Origin of the sequence: Shewanella mangrovisoli, assembly GCF_019457635.1 — a bacterium.
In the GTDB taxonomy this organism is placed as follows: domain Bacteria; phylum Pseudomonadota; class Gammaproteobacteria; order Enterobacterales; family Shewanellaceae; genus Shewanella; species Shewanella mangrovisoli.
The window spans coordinates 3,538,803-3,562,834 of record NZ_CP080412.1; the positions used below are offsets into that span (position 1 = coordinate 3,538,803).

21 protein-coding genes are annotated in these 24,032 nt (G+C 48.7%); 5 read left to right on the forward strand and 16 right to left on the reverse strand.

Annotated elements, in window-relative coordinates:
• Positions 1-171: 171 nt before the first annotated feature.
• From K0H60_RS15490 to K0H60_RS15520, 7 genes are all read right to left on the reverse strand, one after another.
• Positions 172-987 carry an ABC transporter permease subunit gene (locus K0H60_RS15490; protein WP_011623664.1) on the reverse strand — a complete coding sequence of 272 codons (816 nt, stop codon included), beginning with the start codon at positions 985-987 and terminating at the stop codon, positions 172-174.
• Positions 984-1,889 (reverse strand): ABC transporter permease subunit, encoded by a 906-nt coding sequence (locus K0H60_RS15495; RefSeq protein WP_220056273.1) that lies wholly within the window; start codon positions 1,887-1,889, stop codon positions 984-986. The genes K0H60_RS15490 and K0H60_RS15495 overlap by 4 nt, the downstream gene beginning before the upstream one ends.
• A complete protein-coding gene (gene potA / locus K0H60_RS15500) occupies positions 1,886-3,022 on the reverse strand; it encodes a polyamine ABC transporter ATP-binding protein (protein WP_011623666.1) in 1,137 nt (378 codons plus the stop codon). The genes K0H60_RS15495 and potA overlap by 4 nt, the downstream gene beginning before the upstream one ends.
• A gap of 159 nt (positions 3,023-3,181) precedes the next feature.
• The gene (locus tag K0H60_RS15505) at positions 3,182-4,282 is read right to left on the reverse strand and encodes a polyamine ABC transporter substrate-binding protein (RefSeq protein WP_088210452.1); all 1,101 of its coding nucleotides are present in this window, start codon (positions 4,280-4,282) and stop codon (positions 3,182-3,184) included.
• Positions 4,283-4,899: 617 nt separating this feature from the next.
• Positions 4,900-6,255 carry a glutamine synthetase family protein gene (locus tag K0H60_RS15510; RefSeq protein ID WP_011623668.1) on the reverse strand — a complete coding sequence of 452 codons (1,356 nt, stop codon included), beginning with the start codon at positions 6,253-6,255 and terminating at the stop codon, positions 4,900-4,902.
• 1 nt (position 6,256) lies between these two features.
• Complete coding sequence (locus K0H60_RS15515) at positions 6,257-7,018, reverse strand: gamma-glutamyl-gamma-aminobutyrate hydrolase family protein (RefSeq protein ID WP_220056274.1); 762 nt, start codon at positions 7,016-7,018, stop codon at positions 6,257-6,259.
• A gap of 403 nt (positions 7,019-7,421) precedes the next feature.
• Positions 7,422-7,970, reverse strand: a complete 549-nt coding sequence (locus tag K0H60_RS15520; RefSeq protein ID WP_039977919.1) for a cupin domain-containing protein — start codon at positions 7,968-7,970, stop codon at positions 7,422-7,424.
• Positions 7,971-8,204: 234 nt separating this feature from the next.
• Between K0H60_RS15520 and K0H60_RS15525 the strand changes: the two genes are divergently transcribed.
• Positions 8,205-9,512, forward strand: coding sequence for an NAD(P)/FAD-dependent oxidoreductase (locus tag K0H60_RS15525; protein ID WP_220056275.1), 1,308 nt, complete (start codon positions 8,205-8,207; stop codon positions 9,510-9,512).
• A 44-nt stretch (positions 9,513-9,556) separates the two neighbouring features.
• Here the strand turns inward: K0H60_RS15525 and K0H60_RS15530 are convergent, their stop codons facing one another.
• The 4 genes from K0H60_RS15530 to K0H60_RS15545 all read right to left on the reverse strand — a co-directional run bounded on the left by K0H60_RS15530 (position 9,557) and on the right by K0H60_RS15545 (position 13,213).
• Positions 9,557-10,069 (reverse strand): DUF2937 family protein, encoded by a 513-nt coding sequence (locus tag K0H60_RS15530; protein ID WP_220056276.1) that lies wholly within the window; start codon positions 10,067-10,069, stop codon positions 9,557-9,559.
• Positions 10,070-10,154: 85 nt separating this feature from the next.
• Positions 10,155-11,012 (reverse strand): sulfurtransferase, encoded by an 858-nt coding sequence (locus tag K0H60_RS15535; RefSeq protein ID WP_220056277.1) that lies wholly within the window; start codon positions 11,010-11,012, stop codon positions 10,155-10,157.
• Positions 11,013-11,157: 145 nt separating this feature from the next.
• The gene (locus tag K0H60_RS15540; RefSeq protein ID WP_374911695.1) at positions 11,158-11,580 is read right to left on the reverse strand and encodes a septal ring lytic transglycosylase RlpA family protein; all 423 of its coding nucleotides are present in this window, start codon (positions 11,578-11,580) and stop codon (positions 11,158-11,160) included.
• Between the two features lie 136 nt (positions 11,581-11,716).
• Positions 11,717-13,213: an aldehyde dehydrogenase gene (locus tag K0H60_RS15545; protein ID WP_220056278.1), complete on the reverse strand. Its 1,497-nt coding sequence runs from the start codon at positions 13,211-13,213 to the stop codon at positions 11,717-11,719.
• A gap of 280 nt (positions 13,214-13,493) precedes the next feature.
• Here K0H60_RS15545 and aptA point away from each other — a divergent pair, with 280 nt between their 5' ends.
• The 4 genes from aptA to K0H60_RS15565 all read left to right on the forward strand — a co-directional run bounded on the left by aptA (position 13,494) and on the right by K0H60_RS15565 (position 17,667).
• Positions 13,494-14,834, forward strand: coding sequence for an omega-aminotransferase AptA (gene aptA / locus K0H60_RS15550; protein WP_220056279.1), 1,341 nt, complete (start codon positions 13,494-13,496; stop codon positions 14,832-14,834).
• Between the two features lie 51 nt (positions 14,835-14,885).
• Positions 14,886-16,376, forward strand: coding sequence for a CoA-acylating methylmalonate-semialdehyde dehydrogenase (locus K0H60_RS15555; RefSeq protein WP_220056280.1), 1,491 nt, complete (start codon positions 14,886-14,888; stop codon positions 16,374-16,376).
• Between the two features lie 18 nt (positions 16,377-16,394).
• Entirely contained in the window at positions 16,395-16,760 is a 366-nt protein-coding gene (locus tag K0H60_RS15560) for a cupin domain-containing protein (RefSeq protein WP_220058181.1), read from the forward strand.
• 184 nt (positions 16,761-16,944) lie between these two features.
• On the forward strand, positions 16,945-17,667 hold the full coding sequence (locus tag K0H60_RS15565; RefSeq protein WP_088210443.1) for a TorF family putative porin: 723 nt from the start codon (positions 16,945-16,947) through the stop codon (positions 17,665-17,667).
• 64 nt (positions 17,668-17,731) lie between these two features.
• Here K0H60_RS15565 and nagP read toward each other — a convergent pair whose 3' ends face one another.
• The 5 genes from nagP to nagK form a co-directional block, all read right to left on the reverse strand.
• Positions 17,732-19,030, reverse strand: a complete 1,299-nt coding sequence (nagP, locus tag K0H60_RS15570) for an N-acetylglucosamine MFS transporter NagP (RefSeq protein ID WP_086903136.1) — start codon at positions 19,028-19,030, stop codon at positions 17,732-17,734.
• 342 nt (positions 19,031-19,372) lie between these two features.
• Positions 19,373-20,560, reverse strand: coding sequence for a transmembrane glucosamine N-acetyltransferase NagX (gene nagX, locus K0H60_RS15575; RefSeq protein ID WP_220056281.1), 1,188 nt, complete (start codon positions 20,558-20,560; stop codon positions 19,373-19,375).
• 138 nt (positions 20,561-20,698) lie between these two features.
• Positions 20,699-21,835, reverse strand: coding sequence for an N-acetylglucosamine-6-phosphate deacetylase (gene nagA / locus K0H60_RS15580; RefSeq protein ID WP_220056282.1), 1,137 nt, complete (start codon positions 21,833-21,835; stop codon positions 20,699-20,701).
• A gap of 42 nt (positions 21,836-21,877) precedes the next feature.
• The gene (gene nagB-II / locus K0H60_RS15585; RefSeq protein WP_011623683.1) at positions 21,878-22,876 is read right to left on the reverse strand and encodes a glucosamine-6-phosphate deaminase NagB-II; all 999 of its coding nucleotides are present in this window, start codon (positions 22,874-22,876) and stop codon (positions 21,878-21,880) included.
• 58 nt (positions 22,877-22,934) lie between these two features.
• Positions 22,935-23,843, reverse strand: a complete 909-nt coding sequence (gene nagK / locus K0H60_RS15590) for an N-acetylglucosamine kinase (protein WP_220056283.1) — start codon at positions 23,841-23,843, stop codon at positions 22,935-22,937.
• Positions 23,844-24,032: the final 189 nt, after the last annotated feature.

Here is a 24,032-nt window from a genome sequence, read left to right on the forward strand (position 1 = left end):
GATATTTCAAACAAAGTATCCTTACTGCCTTAAACGGATTTGAAATTGAGTGGAGGTACAGATAAGAAGACTTGGAGGGAGAAAGAAGGATGACCTTGGCAATCAAGGCCATCCTTCTAGCGAGAGAATGATAACTCAATGTTTATTCACTCTGTGTTGTATCACCACTTATTAGTTCAGCGGCATACGCTCACGTTTTTCGGCGCGTCTTGCCATATACCAAGACAGGAAGGCGATTAACGACACACATAGAATGATAAGTGTTGCCAAGGCGTTGATCTTAGGCGATACCCCCAAGCGCACCGAGGAGAACACCACCATAGGTAAGGTAGTCGCGCCAGGTCCTGAGGCAAAACTTGCGATCACTAAGTCATCGAGTGACAGACTAAAGGATAACAACCAGCCCGCCACTAATGCCGGTGAAATCATAGGCACAGTGATCAGGAAGAAGGTCTTAAGCGGCGTTGCGCCTAAATCCATTGCCGCCTCTTCGATTGACATATCTAACTCACGCAATCTTGACGACACCACCACAGCCACATAGGCCGCACAGAAGGTCGAGTGGGCAATCCAAACAGTCACCATGCCACGCTCTTTCGGCCAACCTAAGAGATCCGCCATATGTACAAATAGCAACAGCAGTGACAGACCCGTGATCACCTCAGGCATAACCAAGGGCGCAGTGATCATGTTCGACAGGGTGAGCTTGGCCCAAGAGCGCTTAAACCGCGTCATCACAAAGGCGGCCATAGTGCCGATAATCACCGCCATGGTTGAGCTGTAAAACGCAATCCGAAGGCTGGTCCACACCGCATCGAGAATTTGCTGATCGGCAAATAACTCGCCATACCATTTAGGTGAAAACCCGCCCCACACTGTCACTAACTTAGATTCGTTAAACGAATAAATCACTAGGATCAGCATAGGTGCGTACAAGAAGAACAAGCCGAACCACAGCATCACCGAAGAAAAACTCAGCTTTTTCATAGGTCTTTCTCCAAACTACGCGCCTGATAGCGATGGAATAAGGTAATAGGAATAATCAAGAGTGCCAGCATCACAATCGCCAGTGATGAGGCCACTGGCCAGTCACGGTTATTGAAGAATTCCTGCCACAGCACTTTACCTATCATCAGAGAATCTGGGCCGCCGAGCAGCTCAGGGATCACAAACTCCCCTACCGCAGGAATAAACACCAGCATAGAACCTGCAATCACCCCGCTCTTCGATAACGGGAAAGTGATTTTCCAGAAGGTATTTAAACGGCTCGACCCTAAGTCAGATGCGGCCTCAATCAAGCTCATATCTAACTTCACTAAGGTCGCGTACAGCGGCAAAATCATAAAGGGCAAATAGGCGTAGATAATCCCGATATAGACGGCGATATTAGTGTTTAAGATTTGCAATGGCTCAGAAATAACTCCTAACCACATCAATGTGTTATTGATAATCCCCGTGTTACTTAAGATCCCCATCCAAGCATAAACGCGGATTAAGAACGAGGTCCAAGAAGGTAGCATCACCAATAGCAGCAGCACGGTTTGCAACCTTGCTGGCGCACGGGCAATGGCATAGGCCATGGGATAACCAATAATTAAACAGCCAATGGTCGAAATGAGCGCCATTTTTAATGAACTGAGATACGCGGTGTAATACAGCGAATCATCTAGCAACATCAAGTAGTTACCTAAATGCAGGAGGATGTTTAATACATCATCCGCATATTGGAAGGTCGCCTCGTAGGGCGGAATAGAAATCGCCGCCGTCGAAAAACTGATCTTAAGGACAATGGCAAAGGGCAAGGCGAAGAACAACAACAGCCAAGCGTAGGGGAAGCTAATCGTCCAGAAACGTCCCTTAAGCCATTTTAGTTTTGACTTCATCTTCATGATCTTAACACCACGCCACTGGTGTCCTCCCAGCTGATGAACACTTCATCATCCCATGTCGCATGGTCGGCACGGCGTTCACGGTTAGTCATACTGCATTGCACTATTTGACCGTTTTCGAGGCGAATGTAGTACACAGAGATGCCACCTAAGTAGGCGATGTCATGCACAATACCCTTGGCCCAGTTGTACTCACCTTCGGGTTGCTCACGACTGATAATGGTTTTTTCGGGACGTACCGCTAACCACACATGCTTTTCTTCGGCACTGGTCGTTACCCCGTAACCCACATAGAAAGGCTGTGCTAAGTCATTGGGTTTAATGATGAGGTGGTCGACTTCGTCCACTTCAATCTCGCCGCCAAAGAGATTCACTGAACCGATAAATTCGGCAATCATGCGGCTGTTTGGACTCTCGTAAATGTCCATGGGTGAGCCAGTTTGGGCAATCCAACCGTCGCTCATAATCGAAATTCGGCCCGCCATGGTCATGGCTTCTTCCTGATCATGGGTCACCATCACGCAAGTCACGCCAACACGCTCAAGAATTTCTACCACTTCTAACTGCATTTGAGTGCGCAGCTTTTTATCCAGTGCCCCCATCGGCTCGTCGAGCAGCAATAACTTAGGACGTTTCGCGAGGGAGCGGGCTAACGCCACCCGCTGACGCTGACCACCGGAGAGCTGATGCGGCTTACGTTTGCCATATTGTTCCATATGCACCAGCTTGAGCATTTCTTGCACCCTTTGCTCAATTTCCGCTTTGGGTAACTTATCTTGCTTTAAACCGAAGGCGATATTTTGCGCGACCGTCATATGGGGAAAGAGCGCATAAGACTGGAACATCATATTGATGGGACGTTCGTAGGGTGGCAAATCGGTAATATCTTCACCGTCGAGAAAAATCCGCCCAGAGGTGGGTCTTTCGAACCCCGCGAGCATACGCAATAAGGTCGACTTACCCGAGCCAGAGCCCCCAAGTAAAGCAAAAATCTCACCTTTATTAATCGTCAATGATACGTCGTCAACCGCGCGTACATCGTCGAACAATTTACTGACCCGCTCAATCTTAAGCAGGACTTTTTCTTGCGTCTTTGTAGTGGGTTTGTTGGTGACGCCCGAGGTGCTTGCCATAGTACTTCTCCACCCGAGTATTGCTGCGACAAGGCGTTCAATACTTGAGATTTACACAATGAATTAATGAATAGAGATAAAATCTGTAGGCCGAATGCTCAAGGAGCAAGCCAATGTCTGTGCGATTAAAAGGGGCAAGCAGTGCTTGCCCCATCTCGATTATTGGCCAGACTTCACTTTGGTCCAGACGCGGGTTAATACGCGTTGGATTTTCAATGGACGGATTTCGCCAATATACAATTTCTCCAACACTTCTTTTGGTGGATAAATCGCAGGGTCATTGCGAATCGCTTCATCAACTAAAGGCTGTGCTGGGTCGTTAGGGTTAGCATAAGCCACATAGTTAGAGATAGGCGCAATCACTTCTGGGCGAAGTAAGTAGTTGATAAGTTTGTGAGCATTTTCAACGTTAGCCGCATCCGCAGGGATAGCTAACATATCGAACCACAAATTCGCGCCTTCTTTTGGAATCGAGTAACCAATCTTGTTGCCGTTACCCGCTTCATCGGCGCGGGCAGCAGCTTGGAATACGTCACCCGAGAAGCCGAATGCCACACAGATATCGCCGTTAGCAAGATCTGAGATATAGCGTGATGAGTGGAAATAAGTCACGTAAGGGCGAATTTTTTCGAGTAACTCACCTGCTTTTTCATAGTCTTCGGCTTTCGTGCTATTTGGGTCAAGACCTAAGTAGATCATCGCCTGTGGCACCATATCATCGGCCGAATCCAGCATAGCAAAGCCACACTTAGAGATTTTTTCAGCATATTTTGGGTTAAAGATCAGCTCCATAGAATCAAATGGCGCATCTTCACCCACTGCGGCTTTCACTTTATCGATGTTGTAACCGATACCATTGGTACCCCAGAGGTAAGGTACGGCATATTGGTTACCTGGATCAGCTTTCTCTAACTGTTTCATCAGATCGGCATTGAGGTTTTTAAAGTTGCTGAGTTTAGAGCGGTCTAGCGGCTTGAATGCGCCAGCCTTAATTTGTTTAGCGAGGAAATGGTTAGATGGAACCACGATGTCGTAACCACTGCGGCCAGACAGTAACTTGGCTTCCAGCACTTCGTTACTATCAAACACATCGTAAATCACCCGAATGCCCGTTTCTTTCTTGAAGTTTTCTAAGGTATCTTCCGCGATATAATCAGACCAGTTATATACGCGCACTACTTCTTCAGCTTGGGCAGCAACGCTTGCGAGGGCGCCCGCGGTTACTAAAGCCAAAGTCGTCATCTTATTAAATAGCTTCATGCTTTCTCCTTTCTCGGGTAGCAGAATTGCCTTTAACAATTCTGAAATTGTGTCACCGACCATCTGCTCGGTTATTGTTGTTATTCTCGACCAATGCTACACCTTAAAAACCGCATCGGCAGTCTCTACAGCACCATAATGCCTTCATCTCTAGGTGGCTGCAATTGATGGGAGTATCAGATTTCATGCCAAATTTGTCGATTTACACACTTGCATTAACAAGCAATAAAACAGACTAGATATTTGTACGCCCTACATCTTGCAACATTAAGACAAATGCCTCAAGCCCCTAGAAAAACCGCTGAAACCATCTCAGGAAAAACTCTTTTTAAGCTTAACTAACAGTAAGTTATAAAACGCTTATTTCAATCAAATTTATGCACACGTTACCAAGGAATGAAATCATCACTACTCTGACACCATTGAATGGGATTTCAAACTGCCTTGACCTTACTGTAACGCGTATGCAATTCCTTAAATTTAAAAGCGCTCTGCACCAAAGTTAAGCAAACTTACCAAATTAGTGCAGAGCATTTTTGCTGATTGTTCAAATATTCCCGCTATCTTGACCCTAAATCCGTTAAGGCCGTGACAGTTTTGAACAAAAACAGTGCAAATTACACACTGAGTAACAGGAACTCCCGCTCCCACGAACTCACGACGCGGCGGAAGTTTTCAAGCTCGGCCTGTTTAACCGCCACAAAGCCGGTGGTAAAGGCTTCACCTAAATATTCCTTACAGGCATCGCTCTCTTCCATCGCCGCTAAGGCTTCTTCTAAGGTTAACGGCAGGCAATGTGGATTGTTGCTACGGCTTTCGTTCGATTTACCCTGCACTGGTGTCGAAGGTTTTAACCCTTCCACCATACCGATGTAACCGCAGAGTAAGCTCGCAGCTATGGCTAAATAGCAGTTTGCATCCGCCCCAGGAATACGGTTTTCAATGCGGCGGTTTTGCGGTGAAGACTCAGGAATACGCAGACCGCAGGTTCTGTTCTCAACACCCCATTCCAAGTTAACTGGCGCAGAGGTGCCCGGTAAGAAACGGCGGAACGAGTTGGCATTAGGCGCCATTAACGGCAAGAGTTCAGGAATAAACTTTTGTAAACCGGCGATATAGCTTAGGAATAATGGGCTTTGAGTTCCGTCTTCATTAGTGAAGATGTTTTTGCCCGTTTCCTTATTAATCACGCTTTGATGAATGTGCATGGCACTGCCTGGCTCATCGGTGACAGGTTTAGCCATAAAGGTGGCGCACACATTGTGTTTTAATGCCGCCTCACGCAGGGTACGCTTGAATACAAACACCTGATCGGCAAGAGATAATGGATTACCGTGGCTGAAGTTAATCTCCATTTGCGCTGGGCCGTCTTCGTGGATCAGCGTATCGATATCTAAACCTTGCAGCTCGCACCAGTCATACATATCTTCGAAAAGCGGATCGTATTCGTTAGCCGCATCAATCGAGAAAGACTGACGCCCTGCTTCTGGTCTGCCCGAGCGACCAATAGGTGGCTTAAGGGGTAAATCGTGGTCATCGCTACGGCTGGTGAGATAAAACTCCATCTCTGGTGCAATGACTGGCTCCCAGCCTTTTTGCTCGTATAGCGAAAGCACTTTCTTCAACACGTTACGTGGCGATAATTCGATGGGATTGCCCATTCTGTCGTAGCAATCGTGGATCACTTGCGCCGTCGCTTCAATGGTCCAAGGCAGCATAAACACCGCATTTTCATCGGGAACACAGACAAAATCGATATCCGCATCGTCGAGCAAGCTGTAATAAATATCATCGTCGACAAAGTCACCGGTCACGGTTTGCAGCAACACGCTTTCGGGTAAACGCATGCCTTTTTCGTCGAGGAACTTATCCACTGGGGCAATTTTTCCGCGGGCGATACCTGTCATATCGCTGATAACACATTCGACTTCTGTGATTTTTCGTTCTTTTAAAAAAGCAATTAGCTTATTCATTTTATTTCACTCGAGTTGTAGCCCTACGACGGCACGCATCACCAAAAGCATTGAATATAGAGAGGAAAAATGGGTTCTCACTCACCTTCCATTCAGGATGCCATTGCACACCTAGGGCAAATTCATTTGCGTCTATAACGGAGAATGCCTCCACTAGACCATCTGGAGCATAAGCTTCTGGCCGCAACCCAATCCCAAGACGCTCCACGCCCTGAGTATGTACAGAGTTTACCTCTGCCGAGTTACGGCCCCAGGCCTCGTAAATGACCCCCCCAGGCTCCACAGTGATACTGTGGGATGGCCCATATTGCACCTCTAACGAGGCCTCTTTATCTTCTCTGTGTTCAATAAAACCGCCGACTTCGTGCAACTTCTGATGCAAACTGCCACCAAACGCCACGTTCATCTCTTGAAAGCCACGACAAATCCCAAGCACAGGCACACTCGCCGCAATGGCCGCACGGATGAGCGGTAAGGTGGTGGCATCGCGTTTGGGATCGTGGTGAGTACCGACTTCACTCGGATCACCCGCATAGAGATGGGGTTCAACATTCGAAGGCGAACCGGTAAAGAGAATGCCATCGAGACTTGCCAGAATCGCCTCTATAGGTTGTTCAGCACCTAATGAGGGGATCACTAAGGGCCAGCCCTTAGCACCATTCACTACACCTAAGAGGTATTTTTCACCAACAATATTAAAGGGATGTGATCCCAATTGTTGATTACACGCAATAACACCAATAAGGGGCAACTCGACAGACATAACTCACCTTCACCTTGAATGACTGCATAATGAACATGTTAAGTTTTAATGTTCATTTTTTCACACAGTACACCGAATTTTAACCTCAGGCAAGAGGTTAAACACTTGTTAATGATCGTTTAGTTGCAAGACAGTATTTTGGGATGTAATACAGGAAATTAGGGGGTATTGTGTTGCCTAAGGGTAACAGAATCGGCTTATAGCGGTTGTTTAGGATGAAAATCAGGCAAAGATAAACAGCGCTGATTTAGGTTCATTTGAAAAATATTATTTACACTTTGAATAATATTTTGTAATCCAAAGCCAATTTGAGATGAGGTTGATAAGGGGAAATGTCAGGATTGCGCCATCCTAGACAACCTAGGACAGCGCTATACGATTAGCTATGTGACTGGCTATGCGATTAGAAATTAGCAGGTGTTGTTGCACTCACCAATCGACAGGGTTCATCGAAAGGGTTACGAAATCTATGGGGTAACTCACTGTTAAAGTAGTAACTATCACCCGCTTCTAAGATATATACCTCGTCGCCAACGGTCAGTTCGAATTTACCTTCGATCACCATGGCCGCCTCTTCACCTTCGTGTTTCAGCATTTCCTCGCCCGTATCCGAACCCGGTGGATAGGTTTCACTCATCACCGACATGGCACGATTGGGAAAGTCACGGCCAATCAACTTAAATTCTAACGGCCCAGTACCTATATCGAGGAGTTCATCGGAGCGATAAACCACTTTTTGCTCACTCTCAATCGAGGCTTCAATCGAGAAAAAATCCACTAAAGACATAGGGATACCCGACAATACCTTTTTCAAAGAACTGACGGATGGGCTAACACTGTTTTTTTCGATCATTGAAATCGTACTGTTAGTCACACCAGCACGCTTAGCCAGCTCACGCTGGGATAAGCCTTTCATTTTTCGAACAGTTCTGAGACTGGCTCCAATATCCAAATTTCGCATCTCCCCAAAGGATCGGTTGCCCCGATAGATGAAGAACAGGTTGTTCAGGATAAACATCATCCCAAACACATTTTAGCCCTAAAAGCGTGAGTTTAATCGCTTCCGTTGTATTCTATCTAAAAATTGTGTTAAATAAAATGCACACTTTTTAGCAGTATCACAAAAGTGTGATGAGTATACTGGGACAAGCCCAATTTACAATAAAAACAATTTTTTGGAGCTCAAATGACCACCAAACCTCCCGTTCATAGTGAACAATATCCCCAGTCTTATTATGTTGATACTGCAAAAGAAATTTACGCCCATCCCCAACTTGAAGGCCAGGTAAGCACCGACGTTTGCATTATCGGCGGTGGTTTCAGCGGTATTAACACGGCTATCGAACTGCGGCAAAAGGGCCTAAACGTGGTGCTACTCGAGGCCAAGCGCATTGGCTGGGGCGCCTCAGGGCGTAATGGTGGCGAGCTGATCCGCGGTATTGGCCATGATCCTGCGCAATTTATCAATGAGATAGGCCAAGAAGGCGTGAGCGCCATTGAGCAGATGGGGTTTGAGGCGGTAGAGATTGTACGAAATCGCATACAGACCCATCAGATCGATTGTGATTTACAAATGGGTTATTGCGATTTGGCGGTTAAACCTCGGCATATGCTCGAGCTTGAACAAGAGTTCGACCACCTTAAACGCCTTGGATATCAGCATGAAATCAAACTATTAGCTCAGTCTCAGCTCGGAGAAGTTATCGGCTCAGACTTTTACCAAGGCGCTCTAGTCGACATGGGCAGCGGCCATTTACATCCGCTGAATTTGGCCTTGGGCGAGGCTCGTATTGCCCGCGACTTAGGCGCTCAATTATTTGAATACAGCGCCGCAGAAAAGATTATTCCTGGGAATAAACCGCGAGTATTAACCGCAAAAGGTGAAGTGACTTGCCAATATGTCGTGCTGGCGGGCAACGCTTATATAGGCCATAAACTAAATAGCTACATCGGCGGTAAAGTGCTGCCCGCGGGGAGCTACTTGCTTGCAACCGAGCCACTGACAGACGCGCAATGCCAAAGCATTATCCCGCAAAATATGGCCTTTGCTGATATGCGAATCGCCTTAGATTACTTCCACTTATCGGCGGATAGACGCTTACTCTTCGGCGGACTTTGTACTTATTCGGGCAAAGATCCTAAGGATATTGAAGCAGCGCTCAGGCCGAACCTTGAGAAGGTATTCCCACAGTTAAAAGGCGTACGCATCGATTACGAATGGGGCGGCATGATAGGCATTGGCGCCAACCGTATGCCGCAAATCGGTCGCCTCCCCGATGCGAGCAATATTTTTTACGCCCAAGCCTATGCAGGCCACGGCGTAAATGCCACCCATATGGCGGCCAAACTGCTCGCCGAAGCCATTTGTCAGCAGGCGGGATATTTTGATGTATTCGCCAAAATCAAGCATATGACCTTCCCCGGCGGCCCCACATTCCGCTCGCCTATGCTGGCGGCGGGTATGCTGTACCACAGGTTTAAGGACTTATTCTGAGGTTTGCCCTGTCGTTGGATATGCGAGCAAGCTATCCAACGACACTAAATGGCGCGAGCCAATTTAATCCGCCTACGCCGCCTTGACCACAGAATAAAAGGCAGCGAACCCAGATAATGCACTATTAGCGCCACCAGCACGCCAAAGCCAATCCCACTGGTGGTTAACGGGATGCCGAGCTTAAAGTTAACTATGGTTTGCTGTAAATATTCATAACGAGCAGGATTGAACATATAGGCGGTTTTCTCGAAGAGATTGCCCTGCGCAAAGGTCTGCATTCCCTGCTGTAGTGCTTGATACAAGTCTAGCGTCTGGCGCTTTTGCTCGGCATCCGCCCTGACGCTAGGCTCCTCGTTTTGTAAATGGCGGGCAATCATGGTTTCAACATCGCCGTAGTGATATTCCTTCGCCGTGGCCTCGTAGCCCTCAACTTGCCATTGAGTCGAGGTATAGAGCCCCGCCAAAAATTGCTGATAATGATCGGCTAATTGGGGAAGTTGCAGCGCCATCACTAAGATAAAGCCGAAGATCAGTTTATCGAACAATCGGGTTATCATGGCAAACTCCTTGATAAGTCAAAGGATATATCACTGCCAATGGAGTACTGCTAATTATCCTGCTCAGCACTCCAGCTATCAGCGCTTATTTCGCTATAGGTAAATCGCTGCGACTGCCCCAGTCTGCCCAAGAGCCATCGTAAAGCACAGCATCGGCATGGCCAGATGCAATCGACGCTAAGATTAAGATACAGGCGGTAATGCCCGAGCCACAGCTGAAAATCCTTAACGGTTTATCGCCAGCAAGCCCTTGAAACAGGGTTTGTAATTCGGCCGTGCTTTTGATTTTGAAACCATCGGTCACCTCTGTAAAAGGCAAATTAACCGAATGGGGAATATGCCCACTACGCACACCTGGGCGCGGCTCACTCACTTGGCCTAAAAAACGGGCAGCGCCGCGGGCATCGATAATCGCGCTGCCGCTATCATCAAGCCTAGCAAACACGGCCTCGGCATCCATCACCTTGGCAGGCTGATATTCCAAAACGGCAGTGAGTTCCTCACTATCACTTGCACCATAATCTATTCCTTCTTCCTGATAGCGGGATGAGGTGACCCTGTCTTCAGCCATCCATTGGGGTAAACCACCGTCGAGCACATACACACGGTGAAATCCCATCACCTTGAATATCCACCAAGCGCGCGGAGAAGAATAAATCCCTTGATTATCATAAATAACAACCACACTGTGCGGGTCTATTCCGAGCTTAGCAATGCCTTCTACAAACTGTTCAAACCTTGGTAAAGCGTGGATTTGAGAAGAGGTTTTATCGCAAAAATCCGTTTCGACATCAAAGCGTCTCGAGCGCGGAATGCACACAGGTTCGGAATAGAGGATTGGCTCTTTGCCCAACACCACGGCCATGCTGGCATCGAGTAACACGAGATCTGGCGAGGTGAGGTGCTCTTCGAGCCATTGAGTACTCACGAGAGGATATTCCATTGGCTGTCCTTATTCTGATTTCCAACTGGGATAATGACTTATCAGCCTGCGTTTTGCTGCATATGCTAAAACCCAAGCGCTATTCAAACCATTCGAACCGATACTGTTTTGGTAAAGCACACATGGCAAACTCATTGAGAGTCGATTACTGACTCGCGGCCTTAATCACTTCAATTTTGACATCCAGTAAACCCGCCGAAGTATTGCCTATGCTGCTAAATGCGGATTTGGACAAATCTATAATTCGGCCCCGCACGAAAGGCCCTCTGTCGTTAACCTTAACCACAACCGTTTTACCATTCTTAAGATTGGTGACTTTAACCACTGAACCAAAAGGAATTTCCTTATGGGCGGCCGTTTTTAATTTATGGTTATAACGCTCACCGCTGGCGGTTTTCTTATTTTGATGTTTATCGCCGTAGAAAGAGGCTTGGCCAGACTCAGTAAACCCCTGCCAGCTTCCCGAATGGGTAGAAGAACACCCCGATAAGGCCAAGGTTGCTAGCAGCATTAAGGTCAAAGATAAGTATTTGAGACTCACAGAACATCCCTTAGCAAATGAGTTCATCATCCGAGCAATGTACAGCAAAAATCCCAAAGAGGCACCCTTGCGCCACTTTATCCATTTAATTAGAGGGTTAACCAGAAAAAAGAAAGCCTCTTTCGCATCGGCGTAAAGAGGCTTGAGAGGGAGTCAGAACGACTTAGAGGGCTATCCAAGTCGCCTTAATTTCAGTGTACTTGTCGAAGGAGTGCATGGATTTATCACGGCCATTACCCGATTGCTTATAACCACCGAAAGGCGCCGTCATATCGCCACCATCATAATGGTTAATCCACACCATTCCCGAGCGCAGCGCCTTCGCGGTTTTGTGTGCCTTGCTGATATCCGCCGTCCACACCCCTGCCGCTAAGCCGTAAATGGTGTCGTTGGCTATCGCAATCGCCTCTTCCATGCCATTGAATTCAATGACAGATAACACAGGGCCAAAGATTTCCTCGCTGGCGATTTTCATCTTGTTGTGCACTTGGCTAAAGATAGTGGGCTGCACATACACGCCGCCCGTTCCGGCCAGCACTTGTTGTCCACCATGGACTAAACTCGCGCCTTCATCTTGACCCGCCTTGATATAGCTTAAGATGGTATCTAATTGCTGCTTATCGACCACTGCGCCGCTAACAGTAGCGGGATCCAGCGGATGCCCGGGCTGCCACGAGGCGAGTTCTTCGGCGATAAGCTCAATCAGTTGATCTTTAACCCCAGACTCCACCAGCAAACGCGAGCCCGCGGTACAGACTTCACCTTGGTTAAAGGCAATGGCTTCGGCCGCCGCCACCGCCGCCGCTTTAAGATCGGGCGCATCGTTAAATACAATATTCGGGCTCTTACCGCCAGCCTCAAGCCACACCCGCTTCATATTCGATTCGCCCGCATAAATCATTAATTGTTTAGCGATTTTTGTTGAGCCAGTAAAGACTAAGGTATCCACATCCATATGCAGCGCCAGCGCCTTACCGACAGAATGCCCATAACCCGGCAGTACGTTTAGCACGCCCTTAGGGATCCCTGCCTGTACCGCAAGCTCGGCGATACGAATGGCCGTTAAGGGGGATTTCTCAGAGGGTTTAAGAATAACGCTGTTGCCCGTCGCTAATGCTGGCCCCAGCTTCCAACAGGCCATCAATAACGGGAAGTTCCAAGGCACAATCGCCGCCACCACGCCTACGGGTTCGCGGGTGATCATGCCGATTTCATTATGTGCCGTAGGCGCCAGCTCATCGTAGAGTTTATCAACGGCCTCACCCGACCAACGGATAGCACGGGCGGCGCCGGCAATATCTACCGCCTTTGAAAAACGGATTGGCTTACCCATGTCCAAGGTTTCTAACAGGGCGAGTTCATTGGCATTTTCTTCCAATAACTCGGCAAAACGGATCATCACTTGCTTACGTTTAACCGGAGCAGTCTTTGACCATACGCCAGATTCAAACACCTCACGGGCATTAGCCACGGCGATATTGGCGTCCATCAGATCGCAACTGGCGACCTTGGCTAATACGCGTCCGTCGATTGGGCTGACACAATCAAAAGTGCTGCCCGCTGCCGCATCGCGGTATTCGCCATTGATATAAGCCTTGCCATTGATTGCTAGGCTAGCAGCGAGGCTTTCCCAATCACTCCGTTTTTTAGGTGTACTCATGATGACCTCTTAATCGTTTGTATTTGTTTATTTTAGCTTTATTGGGATGAGGGCTATCTCGACGGCCAAATGCCAAAGATGACCTAAATCGTTAACTGCTGCTTAGATTACGCTGTTCAATCATTAATATTCAATATTTTTTACAAAAATAGCATTTTTGCCACAAATAAATGCACACACCTCTTCCATGTTCATTATTTCTAACATAGCATAGCAAATATTAGCCACCCTTAACGAAGACCTGACCTCATTTAACAAGGAAAAGGACAAGGTAAACACTATGGCCGATTCACCCTACAACGCAACGCATGAGCATCCTTCTCTCGAACATTATTGGATGCCCTTTACCGCCAATCGCCAGTTTAAAGCCAGCCCTCGTCTGCTCGTCCAAGCAGAAGGCATGTACTACACGGATATCAATGGCAACAAGGTATTAGACTCAACGGCTGGCTTGTGGTGTTGTAACGCCGGCCATGGGCGACGTGAGATCAGCGAAGCCGTCAGCAAGCAAATTCGCGAGATGGATTACGCGCCGTCCTTCCAAATGGGTCATCCCCTAGCCTTCGAACTCGCCGAACGGTTAACTGAACTCAGTCCTGAAGGACTCAATAAAGTCTTCTTTACCAACTCGGGATCAGAGTCCGTCGATACCGCGCTTAAGATGGCGCTCTGTTACCACAGAGCCAATGGCCAAGCGTCACGCACTCGCTTTATTGGCCGAGAGTTGGGATACCATGGCGTAGGGTTTGGCGGCATTTCAGTAGGGGGCTTGAGCAATAACCGTAAAGCCTTCAGTGGCCAACTGCTGCAAGGCGTAGATCACATGCCGCACACCTTAGATATTCAAAATTCAGCCTTTAGCCGTGGCTTGCCTAGCCTTGGAGCGGAAAAAGCCGAAGTATTAGAACAACTCGTTACACTCCATGGTGCCGAGAATATTGCCGCAGTTATCGTCGAGCCTATGTCGGGTTCTGCGGGGGTGATTTTACCGCCCTTAGGTTACTTAAAACGCCTACGGGAAATCACCCAAAAACACGGCATCCTGTTGATTTTTGATGAGGTGATTACCGCCTTTGGCCGCGTTGGTGCAGCCTTTGCTAGCCAGCGCTGGGGCGTTATCCCCGACATAATCACCACGGCCAAGGCCATCAATAATGGCGCAATTCCAATGGGCGCCGTGTTTGTGCAGGATTTTATTCACGATACCTGTATGCAAGGCCCCACCGAACTCATCGAGTTTTTCCACGGCTATACCTATTCAGGGCATCCAGTAGCAGCTGCGGCGGCGCTCGCCACGCTGTCCATCTATGAAAACGAACAGCTATTTGAACGCAGCTTCGAACTTGAGCGTTATTTCGAGGATGCCGTTCATAGTCTCAAAGGTTTACCGAATGTGATTGATATCCGCAACACCGGATTGGTCGCAGGCTTCCAACTCGCGCCGAATAACCAAGGTGTCGGCAAACGCGGTTACAGCGTGTTCGAGCATTGTTTCCATCAAGGCACACTCGTGCGGGCGACGGGCGACATTATTGCCATATCCCCACCATTAATCGTAGAGAAACACCAAATAGACCAAATAGTTAACAGCCTAAGCGATGCAATTCGCGCCGTAGGATGATGCACAATTTTTTATCTAACGCCCAAATTGGGGGCAATTGAAAGGTTACCTATGTTGACAATGACTCATTATGTGAATGGCGAGCACACCGCCGCCAGTACAAGAAGCCAAGAGATTTTCGAACCCGCTACGGGAGAATGCCGAGGTCAGGTCTCCCTCGCGAGTCGCGACGAAGTCTCCGCCGCCATTGCTATCGCCAAATCGGCCTTCGACACTTGGTCACAGGTAACGCCCCTCAATCGTGCTCGTGTGCTATTTAAGTTTAAGGCGCTGGTCGAGCAACATATGGATGAGCTGGCGCAGCTGATTACCTTAGAGCACGGCAAAGTGCTCGATGATGCGCGGGGAGAACTCATTCGTGGTCTCGAAGTCGTCGAATTTGCCTGTGGTATCCCACACTTGCTCAAAGGGGATCATACGGAGCAGGTAGGCGGTGGCGTCGACGCTTGGTCGGTCAATCAAGCTTTAGGTGTTGTCGCAGGCATAGCGCCCTTTAACTTCCCCGTGATGGTTCCCATGTGGATGTTCCCAATCGCGATTGCCTGCGGTAACACCTTTATTATGAAACCCTCGGAGAAAGACCCAAGTGCAGTGATGCGCATTGCGGAATTACTCACGCAAGCAGGTCTCCCTGCTGGGGTATTTAACGTGGTCAATGGTGATAAAGAGGCCGTCGATACCCTGCTCAGCCATGAAGATATTCAAGCCGTTAGCTTTGTCGGTTCAACGGCAATCGCCGAGTATATCTACAGCACAGCATCCAAACACGGTAAACGAGTACAAGCCTTAGGCGGCGCAAAAAACCATATGTTACTGATGCCGGATGCGGATTTAGATCAAGCGGTTAGTGCCCTCATGGGCGCCGCCTATGGCAGTGCGGGCGAGCGTTGCATGGCCATTTCAGTGGTATTGGCCGTAGGCGATGTAGGCGATAAGCTGGTCGATAAATTATTACCGCAAATTCAACAGTTAAAAGTGGGCAATGGCCTCACCCCTGAGATGGAAATGGGGCCGTTGATCTCCCGCCAACACCTCGCCAAAGTCACAGAATTTGTCGACGCCGGCGTTAAAGAAGGCGCGACTTTAGTGGTGGACGGTCGCCAGTTAACCGTTGCCGACCATCAGCAGGGTTACTTCTTAGGGGCCTGTTTATTCGATAACGTCACCCCTGAGATGCGTATTTACCGCGAAGAAATCTTCGGCCCAGTGCTATCAATTGTGCGGGTAAAAGACTATGCCAGCGCACTGGCGCTTATCAACCAGCATGAATTTGGCAATGGCACTGCCATCTTTACCCAGAGCGGTGAGGCCGCAAGACATTTTTGCCACCATGTGCAGGTGGGTATGGTAGGGGTTAACGTGCCCATCCCAGTGCCTATGGCCTTCCACTCCTTCGGTGGCTGGAAACGTTCGCTCTTTGGTCCCCTGCATATGCATGGCCCTGACGGGGTACGTTTTTATACCAAACGTAAAGCCATCACGGCGCGCTGGCCCGTAGGCAAACAGACTCAAGCTGAGTTTGTTATGCCCACCATGAAATAACTTTCGACTGGAGCCAATATAACAATGAGCATCACGTCGATCATTCGCTTTGCTAGCGCACAGTCGCCGGTGGAAAGTTACCAAGTCGCCCCAGAAAAGCGCATCTCTGGTAATCCCACCCAGCAATTACAGAATCATTACTCTAGCCCCTGTAATCAATTCCACAGTGGAATTTGGCAAAGCGAATCAGGCGCTTGGAAAATCAACTACACTGAATACGAGTATTGCGAGATCCTCGAAGGGACCAGCGTCATCACAGATCTTGAGGGGCAGTCACAAACCTTCACTGTCGGCGACCGATTTATTATTCCTGCGGGGTTTCAAGGGGTGTGGCAAGTCGTAGAGCCCTGCCGCAAGGTTTATGTCATCTTCGAACAAAAGTGAGTTTCGTAGGGGTGCTTTTTACCTCGATTAACCAAGCTAAAGCGATTTAGCTTAACTCGCCATGAGGTCACAGCTACGGGGTTTCCTGGGTTGTTGTTTGGCAAAGCAACGAATGTACTAGCCTGTTTTAAAAGCTAAAAGAACTTAGTACATCCGTGTCAACCAAGAAAATGGGAGAAATACCGTGAATAACAACCTAAATAAAAAACGGCTGGCACAAGTTGTTGGGCTCGCGCTGACGACCAGCTTATTCTCCGGCATTGCCGCCGCAGAAGTATCGGGGGAAATTAGCGTAACCAATGATTATCGCTTCCGTGGTATCTCGCAAACCGCGGGCGATCCTGCGGTTCAAGGCGGTGTCGATTGGAGTTTTGAGTCAGGATTTTCGGTCGGCGCCTGGGCCAGTAATGTCGACTTTGATGAGCCTGGTTATAACGGTCCAGATATCGAGTACGACTTCTATGTTGCCTACGGCGGTGACATCAATGATAACGTTAGCTACGACGTGACACTCAACCGCTATAACTATTCGGGTGAGAGTGACCTCGGCTATTTCGAAGTCACAGCTGGCGTCGAGTTTAGCGGCTTTCGCGTAGCCTATTGGTACACCAATGATTACGGTGGCAGCGATTTAGATTATCACTACGGCGAAATCAATTACTCCTATGAGTTTGTTGAAAACTGGAACCTCGATCTGCATTACGGCTACAACGTAGGCGATGCCTTAGACGATGGTGAAGGCTTTGATAGCTATTCGGATTATTCCGTTGGCGTATCCACCGAATTTATGGGATTTGGTCTGTCGCTCGCATGGCTGGGAACCGATTTAAGTGGCGATCAGAAAGTCTCCGACGGCGTGTGGAAAAACGACGATACCGTATTAGCAACAGTCAGCTACGCCTTCTAATTCATATCTAGCAAATAGCAAAAAGCCCTCTGTTGAGGGCTTTTTTACATCGCGTGATAACCGATTACCAGTGACGCATCTTATGGCCTTTCACGGCATAGAAGAGAATAAACAGGTAGCAAGGTAACATCACCATATAACCGCCCTGCTGCCCCATATCAGTGGCAGAACTCGTGAGCCCCCAAAACAGTGGACCAAAAGCACCACCCGCAATCCCCATGATGAGTAATGCCGAACCAGTGCTGGTGAGCTTACCTAAACCCGACAGCGCCAGAGGCCACACCGCAGGCCAAACAATCGCATTGGCTAATCCTAAGAAGGCAATGAAGAGTAAGGTATCAGGCAAGGCCACACCGCCGAAAGGCACTAACAGCGTATTGGCAATCGCGTAGGAATTATTATCCCCGAACAGGATAGCAAGGGTCAGTAATAGTCCAAGAATCGCCGAAATCATCAGTGCCGTAGGCTGAGAGATAAAGCGAGGGATCAGGATAATCCCTAAGGTATAACCCAGCACCATACACACCATAGTGTATGAGGTCATCACACCGTAATGTTCAACCCCCAGTGATAAAGCGAAGGTTCCGATAGTATCGCCGGCAATCACTTCAACGGCCACGTAGACAAATAGCGCGATAACGCCAAATGCGAGGTTAGGATGGGACAAGGCAGCCTTGATTTGGCCTTTATCTGTGTGCTCGGCCACTTCATCTTCATTAGATAATTCTGGCAGAGGCGATTTTTTAACAGCAAGCGCCAACACTCCAATAAAAATCGCCATACCGAGGTAAGGGAAAACCAAGCTGTTTGCCATTTCATCAATTTGCACTTGGGTTAACGTAGTGCCAATGCGGTCTTTAAAGCTATCTAAGATCAATGCGGAGAAAACTAACGGTGCAATCACCCCCGCACCTTTATTCAAAATGCCCATCACGCTGACGCGGGCCGCGGCAGACTCTTCAGGCCCAAGGCGAACCACGTAGGGGTTTACTGCCGTTTGTAGCAGGGTTTGGCCTGTGCCCATCACTAATTGTGCACATAAAAACAGGCCGAATATTTGGGTCTTAGCCGCAGGAATAAATAATAGGCCTGCGAGCATCATGATGCCCATCCCCAGTGCCATACCATTTTTATAACCGACTTTACGGATAACCCACGCCGAGGGCAGCGCGGTAAAGGTCACCGCAATATAAAAGGAGAACAGGATTAGTGAGGCTTGGAAGGGATTGAGTTGCAAAATTTGTTTTAAATAGGGCATCAAAGATCCATTCAACCAAGTTGCGAATCCAAGGATGAAAAAGAGTGCTGCCACTATCGCCATGGGGAGAAAACTGCTTTTCTGCTGGCTTTTATCGAGTGTCATTTCCATAAACCTGCTTCTTATAGTAATTAATTTTTAAGGTGATGGCGGGACAAAAAACCGCTGAGTATTCCGCACATCCGTATCGCAACTCGTCTGCAATGGCTAATGTTATCATCCAAACGCACCATTGTTTCAGTGATGTTAAAACAAACAACACAAAAAGACAACGCTGTCATTTGCGATTTAGCCCGCAAAATGGCCCTATTTGCCCCAGAATGAGCCATAAACACTCAGTTAACTGCTGATTTACAACCAAAGATGCTCTGCGCCCTTTGGTTGCTAAAAATAAAAAAGCCACAGAGGTGGTGAGTCTGTGGCTTGAGGGAAAATCAGATATCGACGTTAGATCCGCACAAAAATGTTGCGACGATACATCCAGTACAGCACTAACCATTGAACGGTGAGCAAACCAATCACGGCTCCTAAGGGCTGAGCATTTTCTGGCAATGCCGCGATAACGCCACCGAACACACTCTGGGCGATATACTTCCAATCCACTATGCTGGAGGCCAGATAAATAATGATGGCGTTAGTGCCTATCACCACAAAAATAAAGGCGAGCTTTTGCCATTTCAGCACATCCACAAGTGCATAAAACAGCGCTAACAGCAGCATGCTCCAACCGCTAGTGACCAACACAAAAGAGCAGGTCCACAGCTCTTTATTGACGGGAATAACCCCATCCAGCAACCAGCCTAGGGCCAAACAAACACCACCGGCAACGCTCAATAGGCCAACCTTAGCCCACTCCCCTTTAGGATGGGATTTCACAATAAAGTGGCCGACAAATACACCTGCTAAGGTGTTGACTACGGCAGGCAGTGTCGATAACACGCCTTCAGGATCGGGCGTTCGTCCTTGATAACTCACACCCGGCAATAACAGGCTGTCGACATAAGCATTGATTGATTCTGTGGGTGATAACACTCCAGCCTGTCCACCAGGAAACGGCAACCAGAGTTGCACCGCGCCATAAGCCACTAATATGCCCAAGGCCACCAGCACTTGGGTCCGTAAACTGGTATGCCAGACCAGCAAGGCGGCAAAAAACCACGCAAAGGCGATTCTACCTAATACACTGGCATAACGGACTTTTTCAGGATCGGCAGGCGCCCCGGTTCCCCAACCATGGTTATAAAGAATCCCAAGCAATAACAGAAGAAACAGTCGCTTTATTCCGTGGCGATACACAGGCATGCGCTCCTGCATCGGCAGTTTATCTAAGCGTTTTGGCGATAATCCTAGGGCAACACCGGAGAGGAAAATAAACAGCGGAAAAATCAAATCATAGAAGCGAAACCCATTCCACTCACTATGGTGCATTTGGGTATCACCCCATTGCCAACCCGCCCAGCCCGTCAAGATAAGCAAGGCGCCAAATAGGGCTTCGCCACCTAGAATCCAAAACATATCGAAGCCACGCAGGGCATCGAGGGACATCAACCGCGGTTTTGACTGACGCTTTTTCGCGGCAGCCTCCTGAGCATTCACGCCCGTATTGGCGACAGTTCCCGGCGCAGTCGTACTCATACCATTATCCTTCATTATTGTTATTTAAATTATTTTATAACTTTTGAGCAAAATGCAGACTGTACAATAAAAAAACTTAGCCCCTGTCATCAAAATACGACAAGGGCCAAGGTTAACGCTTTACTGACTCAACCCACACTAAGGGCGAACATAAACCGCATTTCCAGCAATGTAGTTGGCCAGCACTTTGTGTTGATTATCTAGCAGCACTAAATCGGCACGCAGCCCTACGGCTAATCGACCAACGCTTTCGGCAATGCCAAGGAACTCTGCAGGATACAAAGACGCCATTCTCAAGGCCTCACCGAGCGGTAAACCGAGCATCTTCACACTGTTCTCAACTGCGGTCGCCATGTCTAACACACAGCCTGCCAGTTCACCCGTCACCGCATTTAATCTATCGCCGACACGCAGTACCTGAGTACCAAACAGCTCAAAACTGGTTTCATCATCCATGCCTACTGGCGGCATAGCATCGGTCACCAACATCACTTTGCCACGGGGTTTAGCGCGCAGGGCAACTCTTGCGGCAGCTGGATGCACATGGTGGCCATCGACAATCAAACCACACCAAGCGGTTTCGCTCTCAATTGCCGCACCCACCACGCCAGGTTCACGGGAACCTAAGGGTGACATGGCGTTGTAGAGGTGAGTGAAGCCCGTCGCCCCCGCCGCTAATGCTGCGACAACGGTATCGTAGTCCGCATTAGAGTGACCTAAACACACTTTAACGCCCGACTCCACCAACTGGCGGATCACCTCAGGCGAGACATTTTCAGGCGCTAAGGTCACTACTCGAATACCTAAATCCTGACGGCAAAAAATCGCCAGTTCAGCCTCGGTGATCTCACGGATAAAACCTTGTGGATGCACGCCTTTTTTAGGTACCGAAAGATGCGGGCCTTCAAAATGTACGCCTAATACGCCTGCACTCTTTTGCGCGACCGCACTGGCAACCGCATCGGCAGCCTTGGCCATCACCAGCACATCATCAGTGATAAGCGTGGGTAAAAAGCCTGTGGTACCAAAGCGAGCATGCGCCTTGCCTATGGTTTCAATGCAAGCGACCGTTGGGCTGCTATTGAATAACGCGCCGCCACCGCCGTTAACTTGCACATCGATAAAACCTGGCACTAGGGTGCCTGGGTAGCGAATTTCCTTAGCACCCGATGCGGTGTCTAAGCAGGCTATCAGACCATCTTCAATGGTGACAGGCATATCCCGATGGAAGGCTTCACCATCAAACAGTTGCTCGGCAATTAAGGTGAATTTCATCCCAAACCTCTTTTCAAATTAACGCGGCACAACGGCCATCCATTACAGCGTTTGAGTGACTTTTTTCAGCCCAGCGGGTTGGTCAGGGTCAATACCACGGGCAATCGCGACTGCGGCCACGTCGATATAAAAACGTTGTAGTAAGGCTAACGGCGCAACACGTGGGTGAATATCCGTCGACGTTTGATTTAAATGCACTAAATCGGCGCCACGTTGGCTCACATTTTCAATCTGTTCGATATGGCTAGCGTAGGATTCATCGCCAATGCAGACATCCACAATCGTGAGTTTTTTCTCCACTAAGGTCACAGGACCATGGAGGAACTCAGCACTACTAAAGGCTTCAGCATGGATAGAACACACTTCTTTTAACTTAAGTGCGATTTCCTTAGACACGGCATAACCTAAACCACGGCCTAGGACGACTAAGTTTTTCACGTTTTCAACCGATGCTGGAGTCAATTGCGGCTCCGCATCCACCGCAGTTTGCAGTGCTTGAGGTAACGAGTTAACAGCAGCGGCGAGGGATTCGCTCTGCGTCCACGCCGAGGCTAATTGTAAAATCGCCGACAGGGTTGCAAGGTAGCTCTTAGTTGCGGCAACGGCTTTCTCTTCGCCTGCACGTAGTGGCACTACCACATCGACGATATCCTTGATTGGCGCAGTTTCATCGTTCACTAACGCCACACAAAACGCGCCTGCGTTTTTCGCCATACGCGCTTGGGCTAAAATATCAGGGCTGCGGCCAGATTGCGAAATCACAATCACTAATCCGCCTTCTAACTTCAAGGTTTTACCGTAAACACTGGCCACAGATGGCGCGGCAGCAAAGGTCGGTACACCCGCTTCGATTTCAAAAAGATATTTAGCAAATACACCCGCATGGTCCGATGAACCACGGCCCACAATCATCACAAAACGGGGATCGAAAGCACGCAGTTTTTCACCTAACTGCTGCATTAAATCGGCGTTAGCGGCTAACTGACCCGCAATCTTCTGCGGCGCGGTGCGAGCTTCTTGCTCCATAATAGTGTTTGTCATGTTATTTACCTTACAAATCAATACGGGTATTGCTTTAGCACTGATGCGCTAAAACGGCTTATTCATTAATGTTGACTGAGTTAAATTGCTGCTGAGCGAAGTACATGGCCCCCAATTCTGGCGGTGCTAAGGTTTCAGAAATCTTGGCCACAACATCGCTGCCAAGCCATGCCTGTAGCGGTTCGGCAAGGCCGCCGATCATAGAGAAACGCACCGGATTGAGGCTAAACAACTTGCGTGCCATTTCACTGATGTAATCGGCTCCTTCCTGCACAATCCCGCGAGCGACTTCATCACCGGCGTTGGCGCAATCGAGTACACTTCTGGCTAATTCGGCATAGCAACTCGAAGACTTACCGGCGAGATGCTCGACGATGCCCAAGGCATCACTTACCCCAAAATGGTTTAACAGCATTTTGGTTAAAGCAGTCGGCGCGGCAAAGCCATCGAGGGCGAGTAACACATGCTCGGCGGCTTTTAAGCCAAGCCAAGCACCACTGCCCTTATCGCCCAGCGCAAAACCGTGACCACCGATGCTTAAGCTGTCATCACCTACATGGGCATAACCGCAAGAACCTGTGCCCGTAATGATCACCGCCCCATCCGCGCCACGGTGGGCACCGATACAAGCGGTATGAAGATCCGTAGTGACATACATGGCGGCAAACGGATGCTGCCAGCTGATCACATCCTGATACAGGCGCGGCACATTGACTCCAGCCAGTCCTAAGCCCGCGACGAGTAAATGGCTATCGGTCTCGTTCATTCCCGCATCCAGCAGAGCTTGGCGAGTCGATGCTTCAATAGATGCAAATGTTTGTGCAAGACCATGCAGCGGATTAGCGCGCCCAGCAACACCTGTCCCTAAAACGGTACCGTCCGCAGTATAGATAGTGGCTCGGCACTTACTGCCGCCCCCATCAACACCGATAAACAGTTGTTGATCTTTTGTCTGGACTAACCCCATGACACCCCTCTTCATCTCTTAGTGCAGCGCTACCGTTGCTTATACTTATGCCGTTAAAACGACACTCAACTTTAGTTAACTCAATGTTACAGCAAAAATGACAGCGTTGTCATTTACTTTTTGAAGCAATTTCTAATCAAATGTCAGACGGAAGAAATGGCTGAAAGTGAAAAAGAAAAAGGCTGTATT

Excerpts from the sequence above, each read along its gene's own strand:
- K0H60_RS15490 (WP_011623664.1), bottom strand. The coding sequence starts at position 987 with ATGAAAAAGCTGAGTTTTTCTTCGGTGATGCTGTGGTTCGGCTTGTTC.
- K0H60_RS15495 (WP_220056273.1), bottom strand. The coding sequence starts at position 1,889 with ATGAAGATGAAGTCAAAACTAAAATGGCTTAAGGGACGTTTCTGGACG.
- potA (WP_011623666.1), bottom strand. The coding sequence starts at position 3,022 with ATGGCAAGCACCTCGGGCGTCACCAACAAACCCACTACAAAGACGCAA.
- K0H60_RS15505 (WP_088210452.1), bottom strand. The coding sequence starts at position 4,282 with ATGAAGCTATTTAATAAGATGACGACTTTGGCTTTAGTAACCGCGGGC.
- K0H60_RS15510 (WP_011623668.1), bottom strand. The coding sequence starts at position 6,255 with ATGAATAAGCTAATTGCTTTTTTAAAAGAACGAAAAATCACAGAAGTC.
- K0H60_RS15515 (WP_220056274.1), bottom strand. The coding sequence starts at position 7,018 with ATGTCTGTCGAGTTGCCCCTTATTGGTGTTATTGCGTGTAATCAACAA.
- K0H60_RS15525 (WP_220056275.1), top strand. The coding sequence starts at position 8,205 with ATGACCACCAAACCTCCCGTTCATAGTGAACAATATCCCCAGTCTTAT.
- K0H60_RS15530 (WP_220056276.1), bottom strand. The coding sequence starts at position 10,069 with ATGATAACCCGATTGTTCGATAAACTGATCTTCGGCTTTATCTTAGTG.
- K0H60_RS15535 (WP_220056277.1), bottom strand. The coding sequence starts at position 11,012 with ATGGAATATCCTCTCGTGAGTACTCAATGGCTCGAAGAGCACCTCACC.
- K0H60_RS15540 (WP_374911695.1), bottom strand. The coding sequence starts at position 11,580 with ATGAACTCATTTGCTAAGGGATGTTCTGTGAGTCTCAAATACTTATCT.
- K0H60_RS15545 (WP_220056278.1), bottom strand. The coding sequence starts at position 13,213 with ATGAGTACACCTAAAAAACGGAGTGATTGGGAAAGCCTCGCTGCTAGC.
- aptA (WP_220056279.1), top strand. The coding sequence starts at position 13,494 with ATGGCCGATTCACCCTACAACGCAACGCATGAGCATCCTTCTCTCGAA.
- K0H60_RS15555 (WP_220056280.1), top strand. The coding sequence starts at position 14,886 with ATGTTGACAATGACTCATTATGTGAATGGCGAGCACACCGCCGCCAGT.
- nagP (WP_086903136.1), bottom strand. The coding sequence starts at position 19,030 with ATGACACTCGATAAAAGCCAGCAGAAAAGCAGTTTTCTCCCCATGGCG.
- nagX (WP_220056281.1), bottom strand. The coding sequence starts at position 20,560 with ATGAGTACGACTGCGCCGGGAACTGTCGCCAATACGGGCGTGAATGCT.
- nagA (WP_220056282.1), bottom strand. The coding sequence starts at position 21,835 with ATGAAATTCACCTTAATTGCCGAGCAACTGTTTGATGGTGAAGCCTTC.
- nagB-II (WP_011623683.1), bottom strand. The coding sequence starts at position 22,876 with ATGACAAACACTATTATGGAGCAAGAAGCTCGCACCGCGCCGCAGAAG.
- nagK (WP_220056283.1), bottom strand. The coding sequence starts at position 23,843 with ATGGGGTTAGTCCAGACAAAAGATCAACAACTGTTTATCGGTGTTGAT.